17 protein-coding genes are annotated in these 17,409 nt (G+C 58.8%); 10 read left to right on the top strand and 7 right to left on the bottom strand.

The features are described from left to right. Window positions 1-179: 179 nt before the first annotated feature. Window positions 180-1,844 (top strand): energy-dependent translational throttle protein EttA, encoded by a 1,665-nt coding sequence (ettA, locus tag FPT12_RS11170; RefSeq protein WP_145016309.1) that lies wholly within the window; start codon window positions 180-182, stop codon window positions 1,842-1,844. A gap of 73 nt (window positions 1,845-1,917) precedes the next feature. Here the strand turns inward: ettA and FPT12_RS11165 are convergent, their stop codons facing one another. The 3 genes from FPT12_RS11165 to FPT12_RS11155 form a co-directional block, all read right to left on the bottom strand. Then, window positions 1,918-2,409, bottom strand: coding sequence for a GreA/GreB family elongation factor (locus FPT12_RS11165; RefSeq protein WP_145016308.1), 492 nt, complete (start codon window positions 2,407-2,409; stop codon window positions 1,918-1,920). Window positions 2,410-2,517: 108 nt separating this feature from the next. Further along, on the bottom strand, window positions 2,518-4,371 hold the full coding sequence (locus FPT12_RS11160; protein WP_145016307.1) for a DUF4105 domain-containing protein: 1,854 nt from the start codon (window positions 4,369-4,371) through the stop codon (window positions 2,518-2,520). Between the two features lie 90 nt (window positions 4,372-4,461). Then, a complete protein-coding gene (locus tag FPT12_RS11155) occupies window positions 4,462-4,950 on the bottom strand; it encodes a DUF3015 domain-containing protein (protein ID WP_054595506.1) in 489 nt (162 codons plus the stop codon). A 278-nt stretch (window positions 4,951-5,228) separates the two neighbouring features. Here FPT12_RS11155 and FPT12_RS11150 point away from each other — a divergent pair, with 278 nt between their 5' ends. Then, window positions 5,229-7,673: a Lon protease family protein gene (locus FPT12_RS11150; protein ID WP_145016306.1), complete on the top strand. Its 2,445-nt coding sequence runs from the start codon at window positions 5,229-5,231 to the stop codon at window positions 7,671-7,673. A gap of 267 nt (window positions 7,674-7,940) precedes the next feature. Further along, entirely contained in the window at window positions 7,941-8,282 is a 342-nt protein-coding gene (locus FPT12_RS11145) for a hypothetical protein (protein ID WP_019691608.1), read from the top strand. 3 nt (window positions 8,283-8,285) lie between these two features. Here FPT12_RS11145 and FPT12_RS11140 read toward each other — a convergent pair whose 3' ends face one another. Beyond that, window positions 8,286-10,115 carry a hypothetical protein gene (locus FPT12_RS11140; protein WP_145016305.1) on the bottom strand — a complete coding sequence of 610 codons (1,830 nt, stop codon included), beginning with the start codon at window positions 10,113-10,115 and terminating at the stop codon, window positions 8,286-8,288. A 162-nt stretch (window positions 10,116-10,277) separates the two neighbouring features. On the opposite strand from FPT12_RS11140, the gene FPT12_RS11135 reads away from it, so the two are divergent. The 3 genes from FPT12_RS11135 (at window position 10,278) to FPT12_RS11125 (ending at window position 11,935) form a co-directional block, all read left to right on the top strand. Further along, window positions 10,278-10,766, top strand: coding sequence for a TIGR00645 family protein (locus tag FPT12_RS11135; RefSeq protein WP_145016304.1), 489 nt, complete (start codon window positions 10,278-10,280; stop codon window positions 10,764-10,766). Window positions 10,767-10,900: 134 nt separating this feature from the next. Then, window positions 10,901-11,191 (top strand): DUF6482 family protein, encoded by a 291-nt coding sequence (locus FPT12_RS11130; RefSeq protein ID WP_145016303.1) that lies wholly within the window; start codon window positions 10,901-10,903, stop codon window positions 11,189-11,191. Window positions 11,192-11,317: 126 nt separating this feature from the next. After that, the gene (locus FPT12_RS11125; protein ID WP_054595509.1) at window positions 11,318-11,935 is read left to right on the top strand and encodes an FKBP-type peptidyl-prolyl cis-trans isomerase; all 618 of its coding nucleotides are present in this window, start codon (window positions 11,318-11,320) and stop codon (window positions 11,933-11,935) included. A 71-nt stretch (window positions 11,936-12,006) separates the two neighbouring features. Here the strand turns inward: FPT12_RS11125 and FPT12_RS11120 are convergent, their stop codons facing one another. From FPT12_RS11120 to FPT12_RS11110, 3 genes are all read right to left on the bottom strand, one after another. Then, entirely contained in the window at window positions 12,007-12,264 is a 258-nt protein-coding gene (locus FPT12_RS11120) for a hypothetical protein (protein ID WP_145016302.1), read from the bottom strand. A gap of 205 nt (window positions 12,265-12,469) precedes the next feature. Continuing rightward, window positions 12,470-12,811 carry a zinc ribbon domain-containing protein YjdM gene (locus tag FPT12_RS11115; protein WP_054595511.1) on the bottom strand — a complete coding sequence of 114 codons (342 nt, stop codon included), beginning with the start codon at window positions 12,809-12,811 and terminating at the stop codon, window positions 12,470-12,472. 120 nt (window positions 12,812-12,931) lie between these two features. After that, on the bottom strand, window positions 12,932-13,900 hold the full coding sequence (locus FPT12_RS11110) for a polyprenyl synthetase family protein (RefSeq protein WP_054595512.1): 969 nt from the start codon (window positions 13,898-13,900) through the stop codon (window positions 12,932-12,934). 240 nt (window positions 13,901-14,140) lie between these two features. On the opposite strand from FPT12_RS11110, the gene rplU reads away from it, so the two are divergent. The 4 genes from rplU to proB all read left to right on the top strand — a co-directional run bounded on the left by rplU (window position 14,141) and on the right by proB (window position 17,409). Next, window positions 14,141-14,455 carry a 50S ribosomal protein L21 gene (gene rplU / locus FPT12_RS11105; RefSeq protein WP_003176051.1) on the top strand — a complete coding sequence of 105 codons (315 nt, stop codon included), beginning with the start codon at window positions 14,141-14,143 and terminating at the stop codon, window positions 14,453-14,455. A 35-nt stretch (window positions 14,456-14,490) separates the two neighbouring features. Further along, entirely contained in the window at window positions 14,491-14,748 is a 258-nt protein-coding gene (gene rpmA / locus FPT12_RS11100) for a 50S ribosomal protein L27 (RefSeq protein WP_003176049.1), read from the top strand. Window positions 14,749-14,943: 195 nt separating this feature from the next. Continuing rightward, window positions 14,944-16,167 carry an Obg family GTPase CgtA gene (gene cgtA, locus FPT12_RS11095; protein ID WP_019691616.1) on the top strand — a complete coding sequence of 408 codons (1,224 nt, stop codon included), beginning with the start codon at window positions 14,944-14,946 and terminating at the stop codon, window positions 16,165-16,167. A 123-nt stretch (window positions 16,168-16,290) separates the two neighbouring features. Then, window positions 16,291-17,409 (top strand): glutamate 5-kinase, encoded by a 1,119-nt coding sequence (gene proB, locus FPT12_RS11090; protein ID WP_145016431.1) that lies wholly within the window; start codon window positions 16,291-16,293, stop codon window positions 17,407-17,409.

Here is a 17,409-nt window from a genome sequence, read left to right as displayed (position 1 = left end):
GGCTGGACTGCCTTTCATCATTAAGGTAGCTTTGCCGGTTACGCGGGAGCGTTCCAGCTCTTAGACTCAGGCTTTTTTCGCGCGCACCTATTGATAGCGATCAATCGCTGGCGGCGCGTATGGCCTGGCCCGGGCTTCGCCCGTGCTTATATTCATCAGTCACTGACCCTAGGTTCTCCATGGCTCAATACGTCTTCACCATGCATCGGCTGGGCAAAGTTGTTCCGCCGAAGCGGGAAATCCTGAAAAACATTTCGCTGTCGTTCTTCCCGGGCGCCAAGATCGGCGTACTCGGCCTCAACGGCTCGGGTAAATCCACACTGTTGAAAATCATGGCCGGCGTCGACACCGAGTTCGACGGCGAAGCCCGTCCGATGCCGGAATTGAACATCGGCTACCTGCCACAAGAGCCGCTGCTGGATCCGACAAAGACCGTGCGTGACGTGGTCGAGGAAGCGGTCAGCGTGATCAAGGACGCGCAGGCGCGTCTGGATCAGGTTTATGCCGAATACGCCGACCCGGATGCCGACTTCGACAAACTGGCCGCCGAACAGGCCAAGCTCGAAGCTATCCTGCAGGCGGGCGACGGTCACAATCTGGATCGCCAACTGGAAGTCGCTGCCGATGCGCTGCGTCTGCCGGCCTGGGATGCCAAAATCGAACACCTGTCCGGTGGTGAAAAGCGTCGTGTGGCCCTGTGCCGTCTGCTGCTGTCCGCCCCGGACATGCTGCTGCTCGACGAGCCAACCAACCACCTGGACGCCGACTCGGTGGCCTGGCTGGAGCATTTCCTCCACGACTTCCCGGGTACCGTGGTTGCGATCACGCACGACCGTTACTTCCTGGACAACGTCGCCGGCTGGATTCTGGAACTCGACCGCGGCGCCGGTATTCCTTACGAGGGCAACTATTCGGGCTGGCTTGAAGCCAAGTCCGATCGTCTGGCCGCCGAATCGAAGCAGCAGTCGGCCCATGAAAAGGCCATGAAGGAAGAGCTGGAGTGGGTGCGCAAAGGCGCCAAGGCCCGTCAGTCGAAATCCAAGGCGCGTCTGCAACGCTTCGAAGAAATGCAATCGCAGGAATTCCAGAAGCGCAGCGAAACCAACGAGATCTACATCCCGGCCGGTCCACGCCTGGGCGACAAGGTCATCGAATTCAAGAACGTCAGCAAGGGCTATGGCGATCGCGTGTTGATCGACAACCTGTCGTTCTCCATGCCGAAAGGCGCCATCGTCGGCGTGATCGGTGGTAACGGTGCGGGTAAATCCACGCTGTTCCGCATGCTGATGGGCAAGGAAACCCCGGATTCGGGCACCATCGAAGTCGGCGAAACCGTGCAACTGGCCTGCGTCGACCAGAGCCGTGAAGACCTGGACGGCAGCAAGACTGTGTTCCAGCAGATCTCCGACGGTTCCGACCAGATCCGCATCGGCAACTACGAGATCCCGTCGCGCACCTACGTCGGCCGTTTCAACTTCAAGGGCGGCGATCAGCAGAAGTTCGTCAAGGACCTGTCCGGTGGTGAGCGTGGTCGCTTGCACCTGGCCCTGACCCTGAAAGAGGGCGGCAACGTCCTGCTGCTCGACGAACCGTCCAACGACCTCGACGTTGAAACCCTGCGTTCGCTGGAAGAAGCCCTGCTGGACTTCCCGGGCGCCGCCATTGTGATCTCTCACGATCGGTGGTTCCTTGACCGCGTCGCGACCCACATCCTGGCGTACGAAGACGACTCGCAAGCAGTGTTCTTCGAAGGTAACTACACCGAGTACGAAGCCGACCGCAAAAAGCGTCTTGGCGATGCCGCTTCCCAGCCACACCGGGTGCGTCACAAGAAACTGGCCTGATAGGCCGGTTACATGAAAAACGGAGCCTTCGGGCTCCGTTTTTTTGCGCGTCATTCCCAGGCCTGGGGGTGGTTTAACGCGGCTCGATGCGGATGATTTCGATCAACTGATCGCCGGCGGGCCGTTGCCAGAGCACTTCGTCGTTCAGCTGTGCGCCGAGCAGCGCCCGTCCCAGCGGTGAGCTCCAGTTGATCAGGCCTTTGGCGGCATTGGCCTGATCTTCGCCGACCAGTTGCACACGTCGTTCGGTACCGAGTTCATCGGCGTACGTCACCCAACTGCCAATCTGCACTTTCTTGGTGGAAGTGGCCGGCGTCACCACTTGAGCGCTTTGCAGGCGTTGTTTGAAGTAACGCAAATCACGCTCGAGATCGGCCAGCCATTGTGGGTCCGCTTCCTCGCGGGCCGACTGTTCGCCGTGCAGGGTTTGCAGCTCGGCGACTTTGGCCTGCAGCAGGGCGAGGCCTTCGGGCGTGACGTAGTTGGGCTGCGTGCTGACCTGGCGCTCTACCGGCTGGTCGGCTGGTGCAGCGGCGTTATCTTCATTGACGAAAGCGCGGCTCATGGCGGTTCTCCCTGAATGGGTTTCAAGTCATCGTCGCAGGCTTTAGATTTCGGCGGTTGTCCGAAAGCGACCTGTTGCAAGCGATAAGCCTATGGGGGGCTTGCAGCTTCAATAGTGATACCACTTCACTTCCAGCATAACCTCGTTTTCGGGTGACGCGACGCGGCTGAACTCGCGTTGGGCGCTCAGGCGTAGACCCAGGTTACGCGACAGTTCCCACTGCTGGTTCAGGCTAAGGCTGCGCCGTACTTCACCGTTAGTGAAGTAATCACCTTTGGTTTCCAGGCTCAGATTGCCCAGCGGGTTCTTCCACAGAACACCGCTGTTGAAACCGGCGGCGGGTGCGATGAAACCGGCAAAGTCGCTGTTGTGCTCGATGCGCACGGTGCCAAGGACGAAGCCCAGTACATCGTCGCCCAATTGCCAGGTGCCGCCGGCGCCGCCGTTGACATGGCTGACCAGGGTTTCATCGTCGTGCTTTCCCGGGACTCGCTCCAGGCCGCCGGTCACCTGCCAGGACCACGGTTGCAGCAGCTCGTTGCGCGGGGTCAGGGAGCGGATGGTCGCCAGGTCCAGTTGCTGCAATTGCCAGTGATTGCCTTCGTACTGGCGCAGCTTCATCTGGAGAATTTCAATCTGCGCACCGAGCGGAAAGCTTTCGGCATTGTCGTTGAGGTCGTGATAGGCCATGCGCAGGCCATATTCACCAAAGGCTTTGTCGCCACGGGTGCCGATGCCGGCCTGCCAGGTGCGCGACTCGTGACCGTTTTCCGGCAAGCCCGGGCGTTCGATGGACAGCTCCGGTGCCGGGTTCTGATTGATCGCCCGCAGCAGCTCGAAGCTGCGTTGCGCGCGCTGTGGATCGCGTTCCTGGCCGTTGGCACGGTAGCGCTCAAGACGGTAGGCCGCGTCGATAATCAATGCCTGACGATCACGTGGCAGCGCCTTGAAGGTCGGCTCCTGCAAGCGTTTCTGGTCGGCGCTGACCTTCAACACCCATTGTTGTTCATCGTCGGTGAGCGGTTTGGCACGGCTCAACAGCTCACGTTCGCGGGACGGCCGGTAATCGATTTTTTCCACCAGCCCGGCGTCTTTCACCGCTTTGACGGTGTCGGTAGGAATCGCGGTTAGCGGGAATTGTTCGGTGAGCCTGAGGCTCGGTCGTGCCACTTGCAGCAACTCCAGCAAGCGGTAAGAGCAGTTTTCATCAAAGAAGAAATAATCGAACTGAATCTGCTTGAGCTCCCATACATGCTCGACCATGCGCTCGGTTTCTGCCTGCGTCAGGTTCAACCGGTATTCCCACAGATCGCGGTTTTCCAGGCTGCGGTATTCCGAGAGTTTTTCCTGATAGGGCACCAGTGCGAACAACCCTGGATAGCCACCCATCAGGCCTTTCCAGGCATACAGAATGCTGTTGTCCGAACCTTCGATATAGGCGCCGAAATTGATCGCGTAACTGAGCAGGGCAGTGTGGTCGGTTTGCACGTCAGCCTGATCGATGCGCAACAAGGTGTGACCGAACATCGATGACGGGCTGTTCAGATAGGCCGCCGGAAAAATCATCACCGCGCTGTGGGGTGATACGTCCTTGAACCATTGTTTGAACTCGCTGCAATCCACCGTCGGCAAATCGTTCAGGTTCAGTTGGGCTTTCAACCAGCGGGTACGCGCCGGGTAAACACATTGCGCATGCTGCTGGCCTTTGCTGGCGGGAGCGTAGAGCGCTTGTACGGTGGCCGCCAGCTCTGCGTCGGGATGTTCGGCGCCGTTGGCCGCCAGGAAGAACTTCTTGTCGCTGACATAGCTGCGCCAGCCACCGAGTTTTGCGCTTTCGTAGTGGCCCAGGGAAATCCAGAACCGGTCGTTGGCCAGTTGCTGCAAACGTTGGTTGTCGATACGAGGCGCGGCGGACAGCGGGGCGCAGACAAACAGCGCCAGACAGGCAAGGCGTTTGAGCATGGTGGGCTACTTAATTCAAAAAAAAGACCCCAAAAAGGTCAGGTCCCAAGAACAAAACCCGCTCCGGTAACAGAGCGGGTGAGGCCGAGCTTAAGCCGGGGTCGCATATTTGGCCAGACGAGCATCGCCTTTGAGTACTGCCAGGGTATTGGTATGCACGTCTTCAGCGGTCACGTCAGCCTTGCTGAAAATCTGCTGGAAATGCTCGTGGGTGACGGTGGCGAAATACGCACGGTCTTGCGGTGCGACGCCCAGTACCACGGCATAGGTGGTCAGCGCTTCTCCGGAGCCCTTGGCCATGTCTTCGGACAGTTCGTTCATCATGCCGTTCATGGCAATCCAGGATTTGCCGCCATAGGTCAGCGCGGCGTTGGTTGCGCAACCGTTGGTGCCGGATGTCATGCCGAAAGTGGCGTTGCCAGAAGTGCCGTTGGTGGTGGATGCGAGGAAGTGTGCCGGGGTGCCACGCTGACCTTCGAACAGCATGTTGCCCCAACCGCAATCCGGGCCGCCTGGCGCCTGGGCCATGGCGTTGAGGGATGCAACGGTGAAGAGAGTACCAAGAAGAATCCGTTTCATAGCTGTGTTCTCTTTTGTTTGCGTACCAATGGACAGGGGTTCTGGCGCCGCTCCGACGCCATTGGGCTGGTGATTGGTCCAGCCGCGCAGTTTGGAGTCTAGGCACGATCCAGGGGTTCCGTGTTTTTTCGCCAAACATTCCCTGTCATCATTGATGTAGCCCCATCCCGAACGGGGTTCGGCACTTGACTATGCTTTTACCCAAGGCGCGCCTTGCCAGTCAGGCACGGGCAGCGCCAGAATGCCTTCAATTGCCCCGCCTGATGTAAGGAAGCCCGATGCCCGATCCTGTTGCTGCCAGCTTGCGTCTAGCGCCTGAAGCGCTGACCCGTCCGTTTTCCGCTGAACAGTTCAGCTTCTCTACCACTAATGAGCTGGAGCCTTTTCGCGGCGTGCTCGGCCAGGAACGTGCGGTTGAAGCCTTGCAGTTCGGTGTGGCCATGCCACGCCCCGGTTACAACGTGTTTGTCATGGGTGAGCCCGGTACCGGCCGGTTCTCTTTCGTCAAACGCTACCTGAAAGCCGAAGGCAAACGCCTGCAGACCCCGGCGGACTGGGTCTACGTCAACAATTTCGATGAGCCGCGCGAACCTCGCGCACTGGAGTTGCCGTCGGGGACGGCCGGTGCGTTCATCACCGACATCAACGGTCTGATCGACAACCTGCTGGCGACGTTTCCAGCGGTCTTCGAGCACCCGTCCTACCAGCAAAAGAAAAGTGCCATCGACCGCGCCTTCAATCAGCGCTACGACCGTGCACTGGACGTGATCGAGCGCCTGGCACTGGAGAAAGAAGTCGCGCTGTACCGTGACAGCACCAACATCGCCTTCACCCCGATGAGTGAAGGCAAGGCGCTGGACGAAGCGGAATTCGCCCAGTTGCCGGAAGCCGTTCGCGAGCGCTTCCACGACGATATTTCCGGACTGGAAGAGCGGCTGAACGAAGAGTTGGCCAGCTTGCCGCAGTGGAAGCGCGAGTCGAGCAATCAACTGCGCCAGCTCAACGAAGAAACCATCACCTTGGCCTTGCAGCCATTGCTTTCGCCGCTGTCGGAAAAGTACGCAGAAAACGCGGCGGTGTGCGGTTATCTGCAAGCGATGCAGGTGTATCTGCTCAAGACGGTGGTCGAGCAACTGGTCGATGACAGCAAGACCGACGCGGTCGCTCGTAAATTGCTCGAAGAGCAATATGGTCCGAGCCTGGTGGTCGGTCATCCGCACAGTGGCGGTGCCCCTGTGGTGTTCGAACCGCACCCGACTTACGACAACCTGTTCGGCCGTATCGAGTACAGCACTGATCAGGGTGCGCTCTACACCACTTATCGGCAGTTGCGTCCGGGCGCACTGCACCGGGCCAACGGCGGCTTCCTGATTCTGGAAGCCGAAAAAATGCTCAGCGAACCCTTTGTCTGGGATGCGCTGAAGCGGGCCTTGCAGTCACGCAAACTGAAAATGGAATCACCGCTGGGCGAATTGGGCCGACTGGCCACGGTGACCCTGACACCGCAACATATTCCGTTGCAGGTCAAAGTCGTCATCATCGGCGCACGCCAGCTGTATTACACGCTGCAAGACCTCGATCCGGACTTCCAGGAGATGTTCCGGGTACTGGTGGATTTCGATGAAGACATCCCGATGGTCGATGAGAGCCTCGAGCAGTTTGCTCAGTTGCTCAAAACCCGCACCTCGGAAGAAGGCATGGCCCCGCTGACCGCCGATGCGGTGGCGCGCCTGGCGACCTACAGTGCGCGGCTGGCCGAGCATCAGGGCCGTTTGTCGGCGCGCATTGGCGATCTGTTCCAGTTGGTCAGCGAGGCGGACTTCATTCGCGATCTGGCCGGTGACGAGATGACTGATGCCGGGCACATCGAACGTGCGCTCAAGGCCAAGGCCACCCGCACCGGGCGTGTGTCGGCGCGGATTCTCGATGACATGCTGGCCGGGATCATCCTGATCGACACCGCAGGAGCGGCGGTCGGCAAGTGCAACGGGCTGACGGTGCTGGAGGTCGGCGACTCGGCGTTCGGCATACCGGCGCGAATCTCTGCCACGGTTTACCCCGGTGGCAGCGGCATCGTCGACATCGAGCGTGAGGTCAACCTCGGGCAGCCGATCCACTCCAAGGGCGTGATGATCCTCACCGGGTATCTGGGCAGCCGTTACGCCCAGGAATTCCCGTTGGCAATTTCGGCCAGTATCGCGCTGGAACAATCCTACGGTTACGTCGATGGTGACAGTGCATCGCTGGGCGAGGCCTGCACGTTGATTTCGGCATTGTCGAAAACCCCGCTCAAACAGTGCTTCGCGATTACCGGTTCGATCAACCAGTTCGGTGAAGTGCAGGCGGTGGGCGGCGTCAACGAGAAGATCGAAGGCTTCTTCCGTCTTTGCGAGGCGCGTGGCTTGACCGGCGAGCAGGGCGCGATCATTCCTCAGGCCAACGTCGCCACATTGATGCTCGATGAGCGGGTGCTGGCGGCCGTGCGTGCCGGGCAGTTCCATGTCTACGCGGTGCGTCAGGCCGATGAGGCACTGAGCCTGCTGGTGGGTGAGCCTGCCGGCGAGCCGGACGAAGAGGGTCAGTTCCCTGAGGGCAGCGTCAATGCTCGCGTGGTGGAGCGCTTGCGGGTGATCGCGGAATTGATCAGCGAAGATGACTTGAAAGAGGCCGAGAAGGAGCATGCGCAGGCACAGGAGGCATTGGCTGCGGCCAAGCCTGCCTGATGGGTGAACGATCACAGCCTGCGCACTCCTGTAGGAGCTGCCGCAGGCTGCGATCTTTTCAGCGAATTTCCCCTCCTTGAACCGGGCTTTATTGCCGCCCGGGTGGCGTCAAAAAACCAACTACGACCATTCGGCGCCTTCTAAGCTCCGTCAACTTGCTGACTCGACTTTTCTTCTATGCTCAGGACAAGGACATCGACAGTCATCACTGGATCGAGACAGCCTTCCCGTGGAGGCTGAATACCCGATTTACCGAGGGTCGCCGCCATGCCGCGCAACCTCTGCCTCACCCGCCAATGCCTGGGCCTGGTTACCCGTATCGAATGCAGTATTCGCCCGCTTGCGGGGGACACCGGTATGTGGACCTTGTTGTTTGCCGCCGGAATGGCCGGTGAACAACCTTCCGCCATCAAGGCCCAAGGCCCGTTTCATGGTCCTTTCGTGGCCGAGTCGATACTCGATACCATCGTTGAAAGCCTGACTCTGCACGGCTATCAGCTGGCCGATGACCCGCAAATCTGGTGTTTGCACTTGCAAGCCCAGCTGCGGGAAATCAATGGTGGACGCTGCCGAAATCCGGGTGGTTTTCAGTTCAACCCCGAGCATTAGTGACTATTCGACAGGGTTGGGGTTTTCGGCCTTGTCGAGCTTGACCTCGAATCCGTATTCGACGGTATTGAGGTTGGTGCGCTGGTAGGTTTCCAGGCTGGTCGGCTGGCCGTAGAAATAATGCACCTCAACCACCGCCGGGCCTTCTGCGCTGGCGTCGTGGCTGACCGCAAGAATCTCCTTCAGGTAATTTCCGCTCGCGTCCTTGGCGAAGAAGCGCCAGTTCTGGGCGGGGAATACTTTCTGGTCAACCACCAGGGCGTTGCCCTTGAGCTCCAGGCCTTTGGGCAGTTTCTGGGTGTCGAGGTTGTCTTTTGCAATATTGGCCAGAAACAACGGCATCGAGCCGACAGCGTACGCTGGCGTTTCGGGGAACAAGGTCAGGTCGTAGGTGATGGTGGCGCGCAGCGGGTCGATCTCGAAGGCCTCGGCTGGCAATTCGATGGGCTCGCCACGTTTGCCCTTATCGTCCTGGGTGAAGAAGGTCACGGGGGTGTCGCCAGGGCTGAATGAGGAGCCGAGCAGTTCGTCGTTGAAGGTTTTCGGGTGATCGAATTCGATGCGTGCTGCACTGGCGTCCTCGATGGACTGATTGACGTGGATGTTCTTTTTCAGCTGTTCCTCATCCAGTGTGGCGCCTTTGAGCCAGGTTGCGGCCTGATCGTCGTACACGACCACAGGCAGGTTCAGGCTCTGGATGGTTTTATCCGTGGTATTGCGGTCGAAGCGGCGTACTGGCAGTTCCAGGTCTTTGCGGGTGACGGTGACGGCCGAGAAGTCGAGGACGTTGACTTCGAGGTTTTCGATGGGACCGTTGAAGTACACCTTGGTGTAATGATGAGTCTGCTTGTGCTCGAACGCCTGTTGCTCGTCTTCCAGCTGTTTTTCGAACGCATCGCTCCAGGCGGTCTGCTTCTGCATCTCGGCCAGTTGTTTTTGATAGAACCCGATTTGTGCGGCATCTTCGTTGATCGAGCCCGAGCGTGAGAGAAGCTGCCCGGTCGTGTCCCTGGCCTGGACAATCAGCGGATTGAGCGAGGTATCGCGGACGTCTGGCGCCAGTGCTGCGCTGTTGTTGACTTCGACCTCGGCGTAGTTCTTTTCGAGAGCCTTCAGGGTGACGCTGATGTTGTCGTCAGTGCGGGTCTGGCCCACGTCCTTTTTCGTCAGGTCGAAGGTGAATACCTTGCGGGGGGCAATGACCTCGACTTTACCTTTCAGGGTTGTCGGTTGCGGCTGGCTTTTGTTGTCGATGTTCTCGCCCTCGACAAAAGGGTAGGCCACGGTCAGGTCATCCGGATTGGTCAGGCTGGCGCTTGAAGGGCTCAACTGAATGCCGGGATCGGTTTCCGACCATTCGGGCTGGAAAGGGACGACCTTCTTGTTGCTCAGCGTGACCGACTGCCATTCCAGCCCATGCGGAAAGGGGAACTCGGAAGGCATGTTGAAGCTGAAGGGAAACACCGGCTGCAAGTCGGTCAGATACTCGGAGCTGGAGTCCTTGCGCAATACGAACAGGCCATTGATGTAGGTGTCGACCAGCGCCTGTGGGGTGGGATAGTGCTTGAGCAGGGCCATGGCGTCTTCGCCGTATTCGGTGGCGATCGGCTTGATGGCAAGCTTTTGCTGTGCGCGCTCGAGCAGCAGCAACGAGCCGCCGAGGTTGGCCACGGCATCCTTGAGCTGGGGATCCTGAATCGCGTCCAGCGACTTCTCGAACTGTGCGGTCTTCTCCTCGAGGCTCTGCGGGCGCTTCTCATCGCTGGGTGAGCAGCCGCCGATCAGTACCGCGAGGCAAAGGCCGACAGTCGTTAAAGGCAATCGCAAATCCATTTTCCGTTTTTCCTCTACAGCGCAAATAAACAATGCGAATGCTTTGGACACTAGCAGAAAAAGCGCTTTGGCAGACTCGCAGGTTGTGGATTTGTCTGCGGTTTATGGGGTTTTGAGCGGCTGATATACTCGCCGCCGTTTAAAAACCTTGTGTGAGATTCAATGGAACGTTTTGTCGAAAATGCAATGTACGCCTCGCGCTGGCTGTTGGCACCGATCTACTTTGGTTTGTCCCTGGGCCTGCTGGCCCTGGCGCTGAAATTCTTTCAGGAAGTCTTCCACGTTATCCCCAACGTGTTCACGATGGTCGAGTCCGATCTGATTCTGGTGCTGTTGTCGCTGATCGACATGGCGCTGGTAGGCGGCTTGCTGGTGATGGTGATGATTTCCGGGTACGAGAACTTCGTGTCCGAACTCGACATTGATGAAGGCAAGGAGAAGCTCAACTGGTTGGGCACGATGGACTCTTCTTCCCTGAAGATGAAAGTCGCGGCCTCGATCGTGGCCATTTCCTCGATTCACCTGTTGCGCATCTTCATGGACGCCAGGAATGTCGATCCCGAGCACCTGAAGTGGTACGTGATCATTCACATGACCTTCGTGATCTCGGCGTTTGCCATGGGGTATCTGGACAAGCTGACCAAGCACTGAGTGTCGTTCCCGAGCCGTAGCGTGCCGCCCGGCCGTTGTGAAACGGACGGGCGGCGGCGTTTCTGGCTTGTGCTTTTGTGCGCCGAGGCATATCCCTGTAAGTGTCTTGGCTCGCCATTGCGCGGGGTGTGTTCATGAACCTGCAAGAGTTGAACGCCTATGCCATCGCCGGGAAGGTCGATGAGCTGAATCTGATCTCGATGGAAGGCGGGATTTATCTGTTGGAAGCTCGGATACATGGTGCCGCTCATCCGCTCGACGACACCCATGGGCAAACACTGCGCCTGCGTTCGGTGGAGCACGCTCGTGAAGTCCTTCATGCGTTTCCCAAGCTGACATTCAACCTGATTCACACCTCCGTGCACGACGAGATGTGCGGTCTGGGCACCAGCGGGGAAGAGAGCCTGAAGGTGCCCATCTCCTGATAGAGCTGGCACCTATCATCACCGCAATGGCATCTGTGCTAGTCTGCTCGCCCTTTTTATGAAGGGCTATCTGGAAGTGCTGTAGGAATATTGTCCTTTCAGTGGCCCCCAAAGCGGAGCAGTGTCATGTCCGAAGTAAATCTGTCCACCGACGAAACCCGCGTCAGTTACGGTATTGGCCGTCAGTTGGGCGACCAACTGCGCGACAACCCGCCACCGGGCGTTAGCCTGGACGCGATCCTGGCCGGTCTGACCGACGCATTCGCCGGTAAGGAAAGCCGTGTTGGCCAGGAAGCAATGTCTGCCAGCTTCAAGGTTATCCGCGAAATCATGCAGGCCGAAGCTGCTGCCAAGGCTGAAGCGGCCGCTGGCGAAGGCCTGGCGTTCCTGGCTGAAAACGCCAAGCGTGACGGCATCACCACTCTGGCTTCCGGCCTGCAGTTCGAAGTACTGACTCAAGGTGAAGGCGCCAAGCCAACCCGTGAAGATCAAGTGCGCACTCACTACCACGGCACGCTGATCGACGGCACTGTATTCGACAGCTCCTACGATCGTGGTCAGCCTGCAGAATTCCCGGTTGGCGGCGTGATCGCTGGCTGGACCGAAGCCCTGCAACTGATGAACGCCGGTAGCAAATGGCGCCTGTACGTACCGAGCGAACTGGCTTACGGCGCACAAGGCGTTGGCAGCATTCCGCCGCACAGCGTTCTGGTGTTCGACGTCGAGTTGCTCGACGTTCTGTAAGCCCTGTTCGGCTGTACTGGCAGGCTAATGTGGGAGCGAGCCTGCTCGCTCCCACAGTCTTTTGCGGTGTCTCATAGTTCGATCTTGTGGTGCAGATCATTCATCGGGCGCAATGCCCGGGCGTAGCAGAATAGAAACAGGTTGCGCACCAGTTCCTTGAGCACCACCGGCTCGCTGGAACTCAGGCCATTGAGGTCGAGGTCGCCCTGCTCTTGCAGCTCACTCAAGGCTTCTTCTTCCAATACCGCACACACTTCCCCGGTTTCCCGATGCAGGATCCTGAGGTACGGGTGTGGGCGATCCAGCCATGCATCGATCAAGTAAGTCATGATGCTCATCTCCTTTTTAATGGTTTGATGAGAATAATTCCTATTCAATTAATAGCAAGTACCTATTGGCGGTTTCTGCTGTTTTCTGTAGGGGAATTGCCGAGGGTCAAAACGGCGGGCGTTTTGCTATTGGGCGGGATTGTTGGGGGACCAGGTGAGGGTGAGGCTCCATCCCACGCAGGGCGCAGGATGGAATACAGCAGGTTCAGACTTTTCTGACGAACTCGGATTTGAGCTTCATCGGGCCGATACCGTCGATCTTGCAGTCGATGTCGTGGTCGCCATCGCACAGGCGGATGTTCTTGACCTTGGTGCCGACCTTGACCACCAGCGATGTGCCCTTGACCTTGAGGTCCTTGATCACGGTAATGGTGTCGCCATCTTGCAGGACGTTGCCGACCGAATCCTTTTTCACGGTTTCATCGGACGCTGCGTCGGCTTCGCCGTTGGCGGACCATTCGTGGGCGCATTCTGGGCAGATCAGTTGGGCGCCGTCTTCATAGGTGTATTCGGAATTGCATTTCGGGCAGGGTGGCAACGTGCTCACTAAGGCTCCTTGGATTCAGGATGGCTAAAAGCGCACATTATATAGGGTTTTAGGCGGGAGAGGGGGTGGGCGGTGACGACCTGCTGGAGCGAGCTTGCTCGCTCCAGTATGGGGCAGGTGTCAGTGTGTGCGGGCGACCGCAAACTCGCTCAGTTCGACCAATGCATCCCGGTATTCGCTGGCAGGCAGCATTTCGAGGCATTTGATCGCGCGGGCCACGTAATCGCGGGCCAGTTGTGCGGTGTAGTCCAGCGAGCCCGAGGCTTCCACGGCAGCACGGATGCTTTCCAGGTCTTCGATACCACCTTTCTGAATCGCCCGGCGCACCAGTGCCGCCTGCTCCGGCGTGCCTTCGCGCATGGTGTAGATCAGCGGCAGGGTCGGCTTGCCTTCGGCCAGATCGTCACCGACGTTCTTGCCCAGGGTTTCTGCGTCGCCTTTGTAATCCAGCAGGTCGTCGACCAGTTGGAAGGCCACACCGAGGTGGTCGCCAAAGGTGCGCAAGGCTTCGCTCTGTTCTGGCGTCGCGCCAGCCAGGGCCGCGGCACTGTGGGTCGACGCCTCGAAAAGCATCGCGGTTTTGCCGCGGATGACTTCCATGTAGGTTTCTTCGGTAGTGCTGGCGTCGCGCACCTTGGACAGCTGCAGGACTTCGCCTTCAGCGATGATCCGCGTGGCTTGCGAGAGAATCTTCATCACCGGCATCGAGCCCAGTTCGACCATCATCTCGAACGAGCGCGAGTACAGGAAATCACCCACCAGCACGCTCGGGGCATTGCCCCACATGGCGTTGGCGGTCGAGCGGCCACGGCGCATGCCGGACATGTCGACCACGTCGTCGTGCAGCAGGGTGGCGGTGTGCAGGAATTCGATGGTGGCGGCCAGCAAGCGCATGTCGTCGCCTTCGCGCCCCAGGGCCTTGCCACACAGCAACACTAATAAAGGACGCAGGCGTTTACCGCCAGCCGAGGTAATGTAATCGCCGATTTTCGATACCAGCGGCACTCGGGAAGTCAGCTGCTTCTTGATGATGCCGTCGACGGCGTTAAAATCGTCCGCCACCGCGCGGTAGAAAGCTTGGGGTTGCATCAGCGACAGTCGCTCCAGAAGGGTTGCGCGGCATGCTAGGACCCACGTCCGGGCCTGTCAAGGCGCGATGGACGGCCACTTGCAACGCGCTCGTGCCTTGCGTACAATCGCGCACCCTGAACTTCCTGGGCAGCACCTGCCTTACGCAATTGCATTTGGGTCGTTCCATCCCATGCAGCCATGCCAGCCAATACCTCTTCTTATAAAGAGCTGGGTGAGCAGGATTATCGGAGAAATACCATGTCGTACGCAGTAATCGTTACTGGTGGCAAGCAATACAAGGTCGCCCCAGGTGAATACCTGAAGATCGAGAAACTGGAAATCGCTACCGGCGAATCCGTAACTTTTGATCGCGTTCTGTTGGTCGCCAATGGCGATGACGTGAATATCGGCGCTCCAGTTGTTGCTGGCGCTACCGTTGTGGCTGAAGTGATCTCCCAAGGTCGTCACGATAAAGTCCGCATCATCAAGTTCCGTCGTCGTAAGCACCACATGAAGCGTATGGGCCACCGCCAGTGGTACACCGAGATCAAAATCACCGGTATTCAGGCTTAATTTCAGCCTAATTCCTCACTAGGAGAATTGAACTCATGGCACACAAAAAAGCTGGTGGTAGTACCCGTAACGGTCGCGACTCAGAAGCCAAACGCCTTGGCGTGAAGATGTATGGCGGCCAGAAAATCATTCCGGGCAACATCATCGTGCGTCAGCGCGGCACCCAATTCCACGCCGGTTACGGTGTTGGCATGGGTAAAGATCACACCCTCTTCGCGAAAATCGAAGGCGTGATCAAGTTTGAAGTAAAAGGCGCGTTCAACCGCCGTTACGTGAGCGTTGTCGCGGCTTAATTGCGCGATCGCTGGAAAAGCCCTGTCTTGCGACGGGGCTTTTTCGTTTGTGGGGTGAGTCTCTTGCAAAACTGTTTGTATGGGCTGCCGGCGCTGGATTATGCGGTCGTTGATTGAGGTCGCTGCGCTCATTTTTGCAAGAGTCTTATGTCTTAGTGTTTTTCGGCTCGTCCGTATGGCGAGAGGCGTTTTGTTATGAAGTTTGTTGATGAAGTATCGATTCGAGTAAAAGCTGGCGACGGCGGCAATGGCTGCATGAGTTTCCGTCGGGAAAAATTCATCGAAAACGGTGGTCCTAACGGCGGTGACGGTGGTGACGGCGGCTCGGTCTACATGATCGCCGACGAAAACCTCAACACCCTGGTTGACTACCGTTACACCCGGCACTTCGATGCCGAGCGTGGCGCCAACGGCGGCAGCACTGACTGCACCGGTAAAAAAGGTGAAGAGCTGGTTCTGCGGGTTCCGGTCGGCACCACAGTCATTGACTCTGCTACGCAAGAAGTCATTGGCGACCTGACCAAGGCGGGTCAGCGTCTGCTGGTGGCGCATGGCGGCTGGCACGGTCTGGGTAACACCCGTTTCAAATCCAGTACCAACCGCGCGCCGCGCCAGACTACGCCAGGCAAGCCGGGCGAGCAGCGTGACCTCAAGCTGGAAATGAAGGTGTTGGCCGACGTGGGCCTGCTGGGCTTGCCGAACGCCGGCAAAAGTACCTTTATCCGTTCGGTCTCGGCGGCCAAGCCGAAAGTTGCCGATTATCCGTTCACCACGCTGGTGCCAAACCTGGGTGTGGTCAGCGTCGATCGCTGGAAGAGCTTCGTCATTGCCGACATTCCGGGTCTGATCGAAGGTGCTTCCGACGGCGCGGGCCTGGGGATTCGCTTCCTCAAGCACTTGTCGCGGACCCGTCTGTTGCTGCACCTCGTCGACATGGCGCCGCTGGATGACACCAGTGCTCCGGACGCGGCTGAAGTCATTGTCAGCGAGCTGACCAAGTTCAGCCCTTCGCTGGCTGAGCGTGATCGCTGGCTGGTGCTGAACAAGTGTGACCAGATCCTTGAAGAGGAGCACGAAGAGCGGGTCAAGGAAATCGTTGATCGTCTGGAGTGGACCGGTCCGGTCTACGTGATCTCGGCCATTGCCAAAGAAGGCACCGAGCGCCTGACGCGCGACATCATGCGTTACCTGGAGGATCGTGCTGATCGTCTGGCTAACGACCCGGTCTACAAGGAAGAGTTGGCCGATCTCGATCAGCGCATCGAAGACGAGGCCCGTGCCCAGTTGCAGGCGCTGGATGACCAGCGTGCCCTGCGCCGCAGCGGCGTGAAGTCGGTCCATGACATCGGCGACGATGATTGGGACGAAGAAGATGTGGATGACGAAGACGGTCCGGAAATCATTTACGTGCGCGACTGATTCGTTGCAGTAAACTTAAGCGCCGCTCTATCGAGCGGCGTTTTGGTATCTGGAAATCGGTAGTCACGAATAACGTTACGGGCAGCGCTGGGTCGCGCTGTCCTCAAGCTAAGGTTGAAGATGATGCGGAGCAAGGTGACAGGTGCGCAGCGTTGGGTCGTGAAGATCGGCAGCGCTTTGCTGACGGCTGACGGCAAGGGTCTGGATCGCGCAGCAATGAGCGTCTGGGTTGAGCAGATGGTCGCGCTGCATGAGGCGGGTGTCGAGCTGGTGCTGGTGTCCTCGGGGGCGGTAGCGGCAGGCATGAGTCGCCTTGGCTGGACCGCACGACCCAGTGCGATGCACGAGTTGCAGGCGGCTGCCGCCATCGGTCAGATGGGGTTGGTGCAGGCCTGGGAGTCGAGCTTTGCCGAGCATGGCCGGCACACGGCGCAGATTCTCCTGACTCACGATGACTTGTCTGACCGCAAGCGTTACCTCAACGCCCGCAGCACCTTGCGTGCGCTGGTCGATCTCAAGGTCATTCCGGTGATCAACGAGAACGATACGGTGGTCACCGACGAAATCCGTTTCGGCGACAACGATACGCTGGCGGCGCTGGTGGCCAACCTGGTCGAGGCTGACCTGTTGGTGATCCTCACTGATCGTGACGGCATGTTCGACGCCGATCCGCGCTACAACCCTGACGCCAAGCTGATTTACGAAGCGCGCGCCGATGATCCGGCGTTGGATGCGGTTGCGGGCGGCACTGGCGGTGCGTTGGGTCGTGGCGGTATGCAGACCAAATTGCGTGCGGCGCGTCTGGCGGCGCGTTCGGGGGCTCACACGATCATCGTGGGTGGGCGTCTAGAGCGTGTGCTGGATCGTTTGAAGGCGGGCGAGCGCATCGGCACCTTGCTGTCGCCTGAGCGCGGCCTGCTGGCGGCGCGCAAGCAGTGGCTGGCCGGGCACTTGCAGACTCGCGGCACGCTGGTGCTGGATGAGGGGGCGGTCACAGCGTTGTCTCGGGGTAATAAAAGTCTGCTGCCGGTTGGCGTCAAGCTGGTTCAGGGCAGCTTCCGTCGCGGTGAAATGGTGGTGTGCGTGGCGCCGGACGGTCGTGAGATTGCCCGTGGTTTGGCCAACTACAGTGCGCTTGAGGCACAAAAAATCATCGGTCAATCGTCTGAGGCGATTGTCGGTTTGCTGGGTTACATGGCGGAGCCGGAGCTGGTTCACCGCGATAACCTGATTCTGGTTTAA

The organism is Pseudomonas sp. H3(2019), assembly GCF_007713465.1.
GTDB lineage: Bacteria > Pseudomonadota > Gammaproteobacteria > Pseudomonadales > Pseudomonadaceae > Aquipseudomonas.
The sequence above is the reverse complement of the archived record's forward strand: the minus strand, read 5'-3'. Positions and strand labels throughout refer to the sequence as shown.

Coding starts and splice junctions, on each gene's coding strand:
- FPT12_RS11160 (WP_145016307.1), bottom strand. CDS start 4,371: ATGCTCAAACGCCTTGCCTGTCTGGCGCTGTTTGTCTGCGCCCCGCTG.
- ettA (WP_145016309.1), top strand. CDS start 180: ATGGCTCAATACGTCTTCACCATGCATCGGCTGGGCAAAGTTGTTCCG.
- FPT12_RS11150 (WP_145016306.1), top strand. CDS start 5,229: ATGCCCGATCCTGTTGCTGCCAGCTTGCGTCTAGCGCCTGAAGCGCTG.
- FPT12_RS11125 (WP_054595509.1), top strand. CDS start 11,318: ATGTCCGAAGTAAATCTGTCCACCGACGAAACCCGCGTCAGTTACGGT.
- FPT12_RS11155 (WP_054595506.1), bottom strand. CDS start 4,950: ATGAAACGGATTCTTCTTGGTACTCTCTTCACCGTTGCATCCCTCAAC.
- FPT12_RS11120 (WP_145016302.1), bottom strand. CDS start 12,264: ATGACTTACTTGATCGATGCATGGCTGGATCGCCCACACCCGTACCTC.
- FPT12_RS11135 (WP_145016304.1), top strand. CDS start 10,278: ATGGAACGTTTTGTCGAAAATGCAATGTACGCCTCGCGCTGGCTGTTG.
- FPT12_RS11165 (WP_145016308.1), bottom strand. CDS start 2,409: ATGAGCCGCGCTTTCGTCAATGAAGATAACGCCGCTGCACCAGCCGAC.
- FPT12_RS11130 (WP_145016303.1), top strand. CDS start 10,901: ATGAACCTGCAAGAGTTGAACGCCTATGCCATCGCCGGGAAGGTCGAT.
- rpmA (WP_003176049.1), top strand. CDS start 14,491: ATGGCACACAAAAAAGCTGGTGGTAGTACCCGTAACGGTCGCGACTCA.
- FPT12_RS11140 (WP_145016305.1), bottom strand. CDS start 10,115: ATGGATTTGCGATTGCCTTTAACGACTGTCGGCCTTTGCCTCGCGGTA.
- cgtA (WP_019691616.1), top strand. CDS start 14,944: ATGAAGTTTGTTGATGAAGTATCGATTCGAGTAAAAGCTGGCGACGGC.
- rplU (WP_003176051.1), top strand. CDS start 14,141: ATGTCGTACGCAGTAATCGTTACTGGTGGCAAGCAATACAAGGTCGCC.
- FPT12_RS11145 (WP_019691608.1), top strand. CDS start 7,941: ATGCCGCGCAACCTCTGCCTCACCCGCCAATGCCTGGGCCTGGTTACC.
- proB (WP_145016431.1), top strand. CDS start 16,291: ATGCGGAGCAAGGTGACAGGTGCGCAGCGTTGGGTCGTGAAGATCGGC.
- FPT12_RS11110 (WP_054595512.1), bottom strand. CDS start 13,900: ATGCAACCCCAAGCTTTCTACCGCGCGGTGGCGGACGATTTTAACGCC.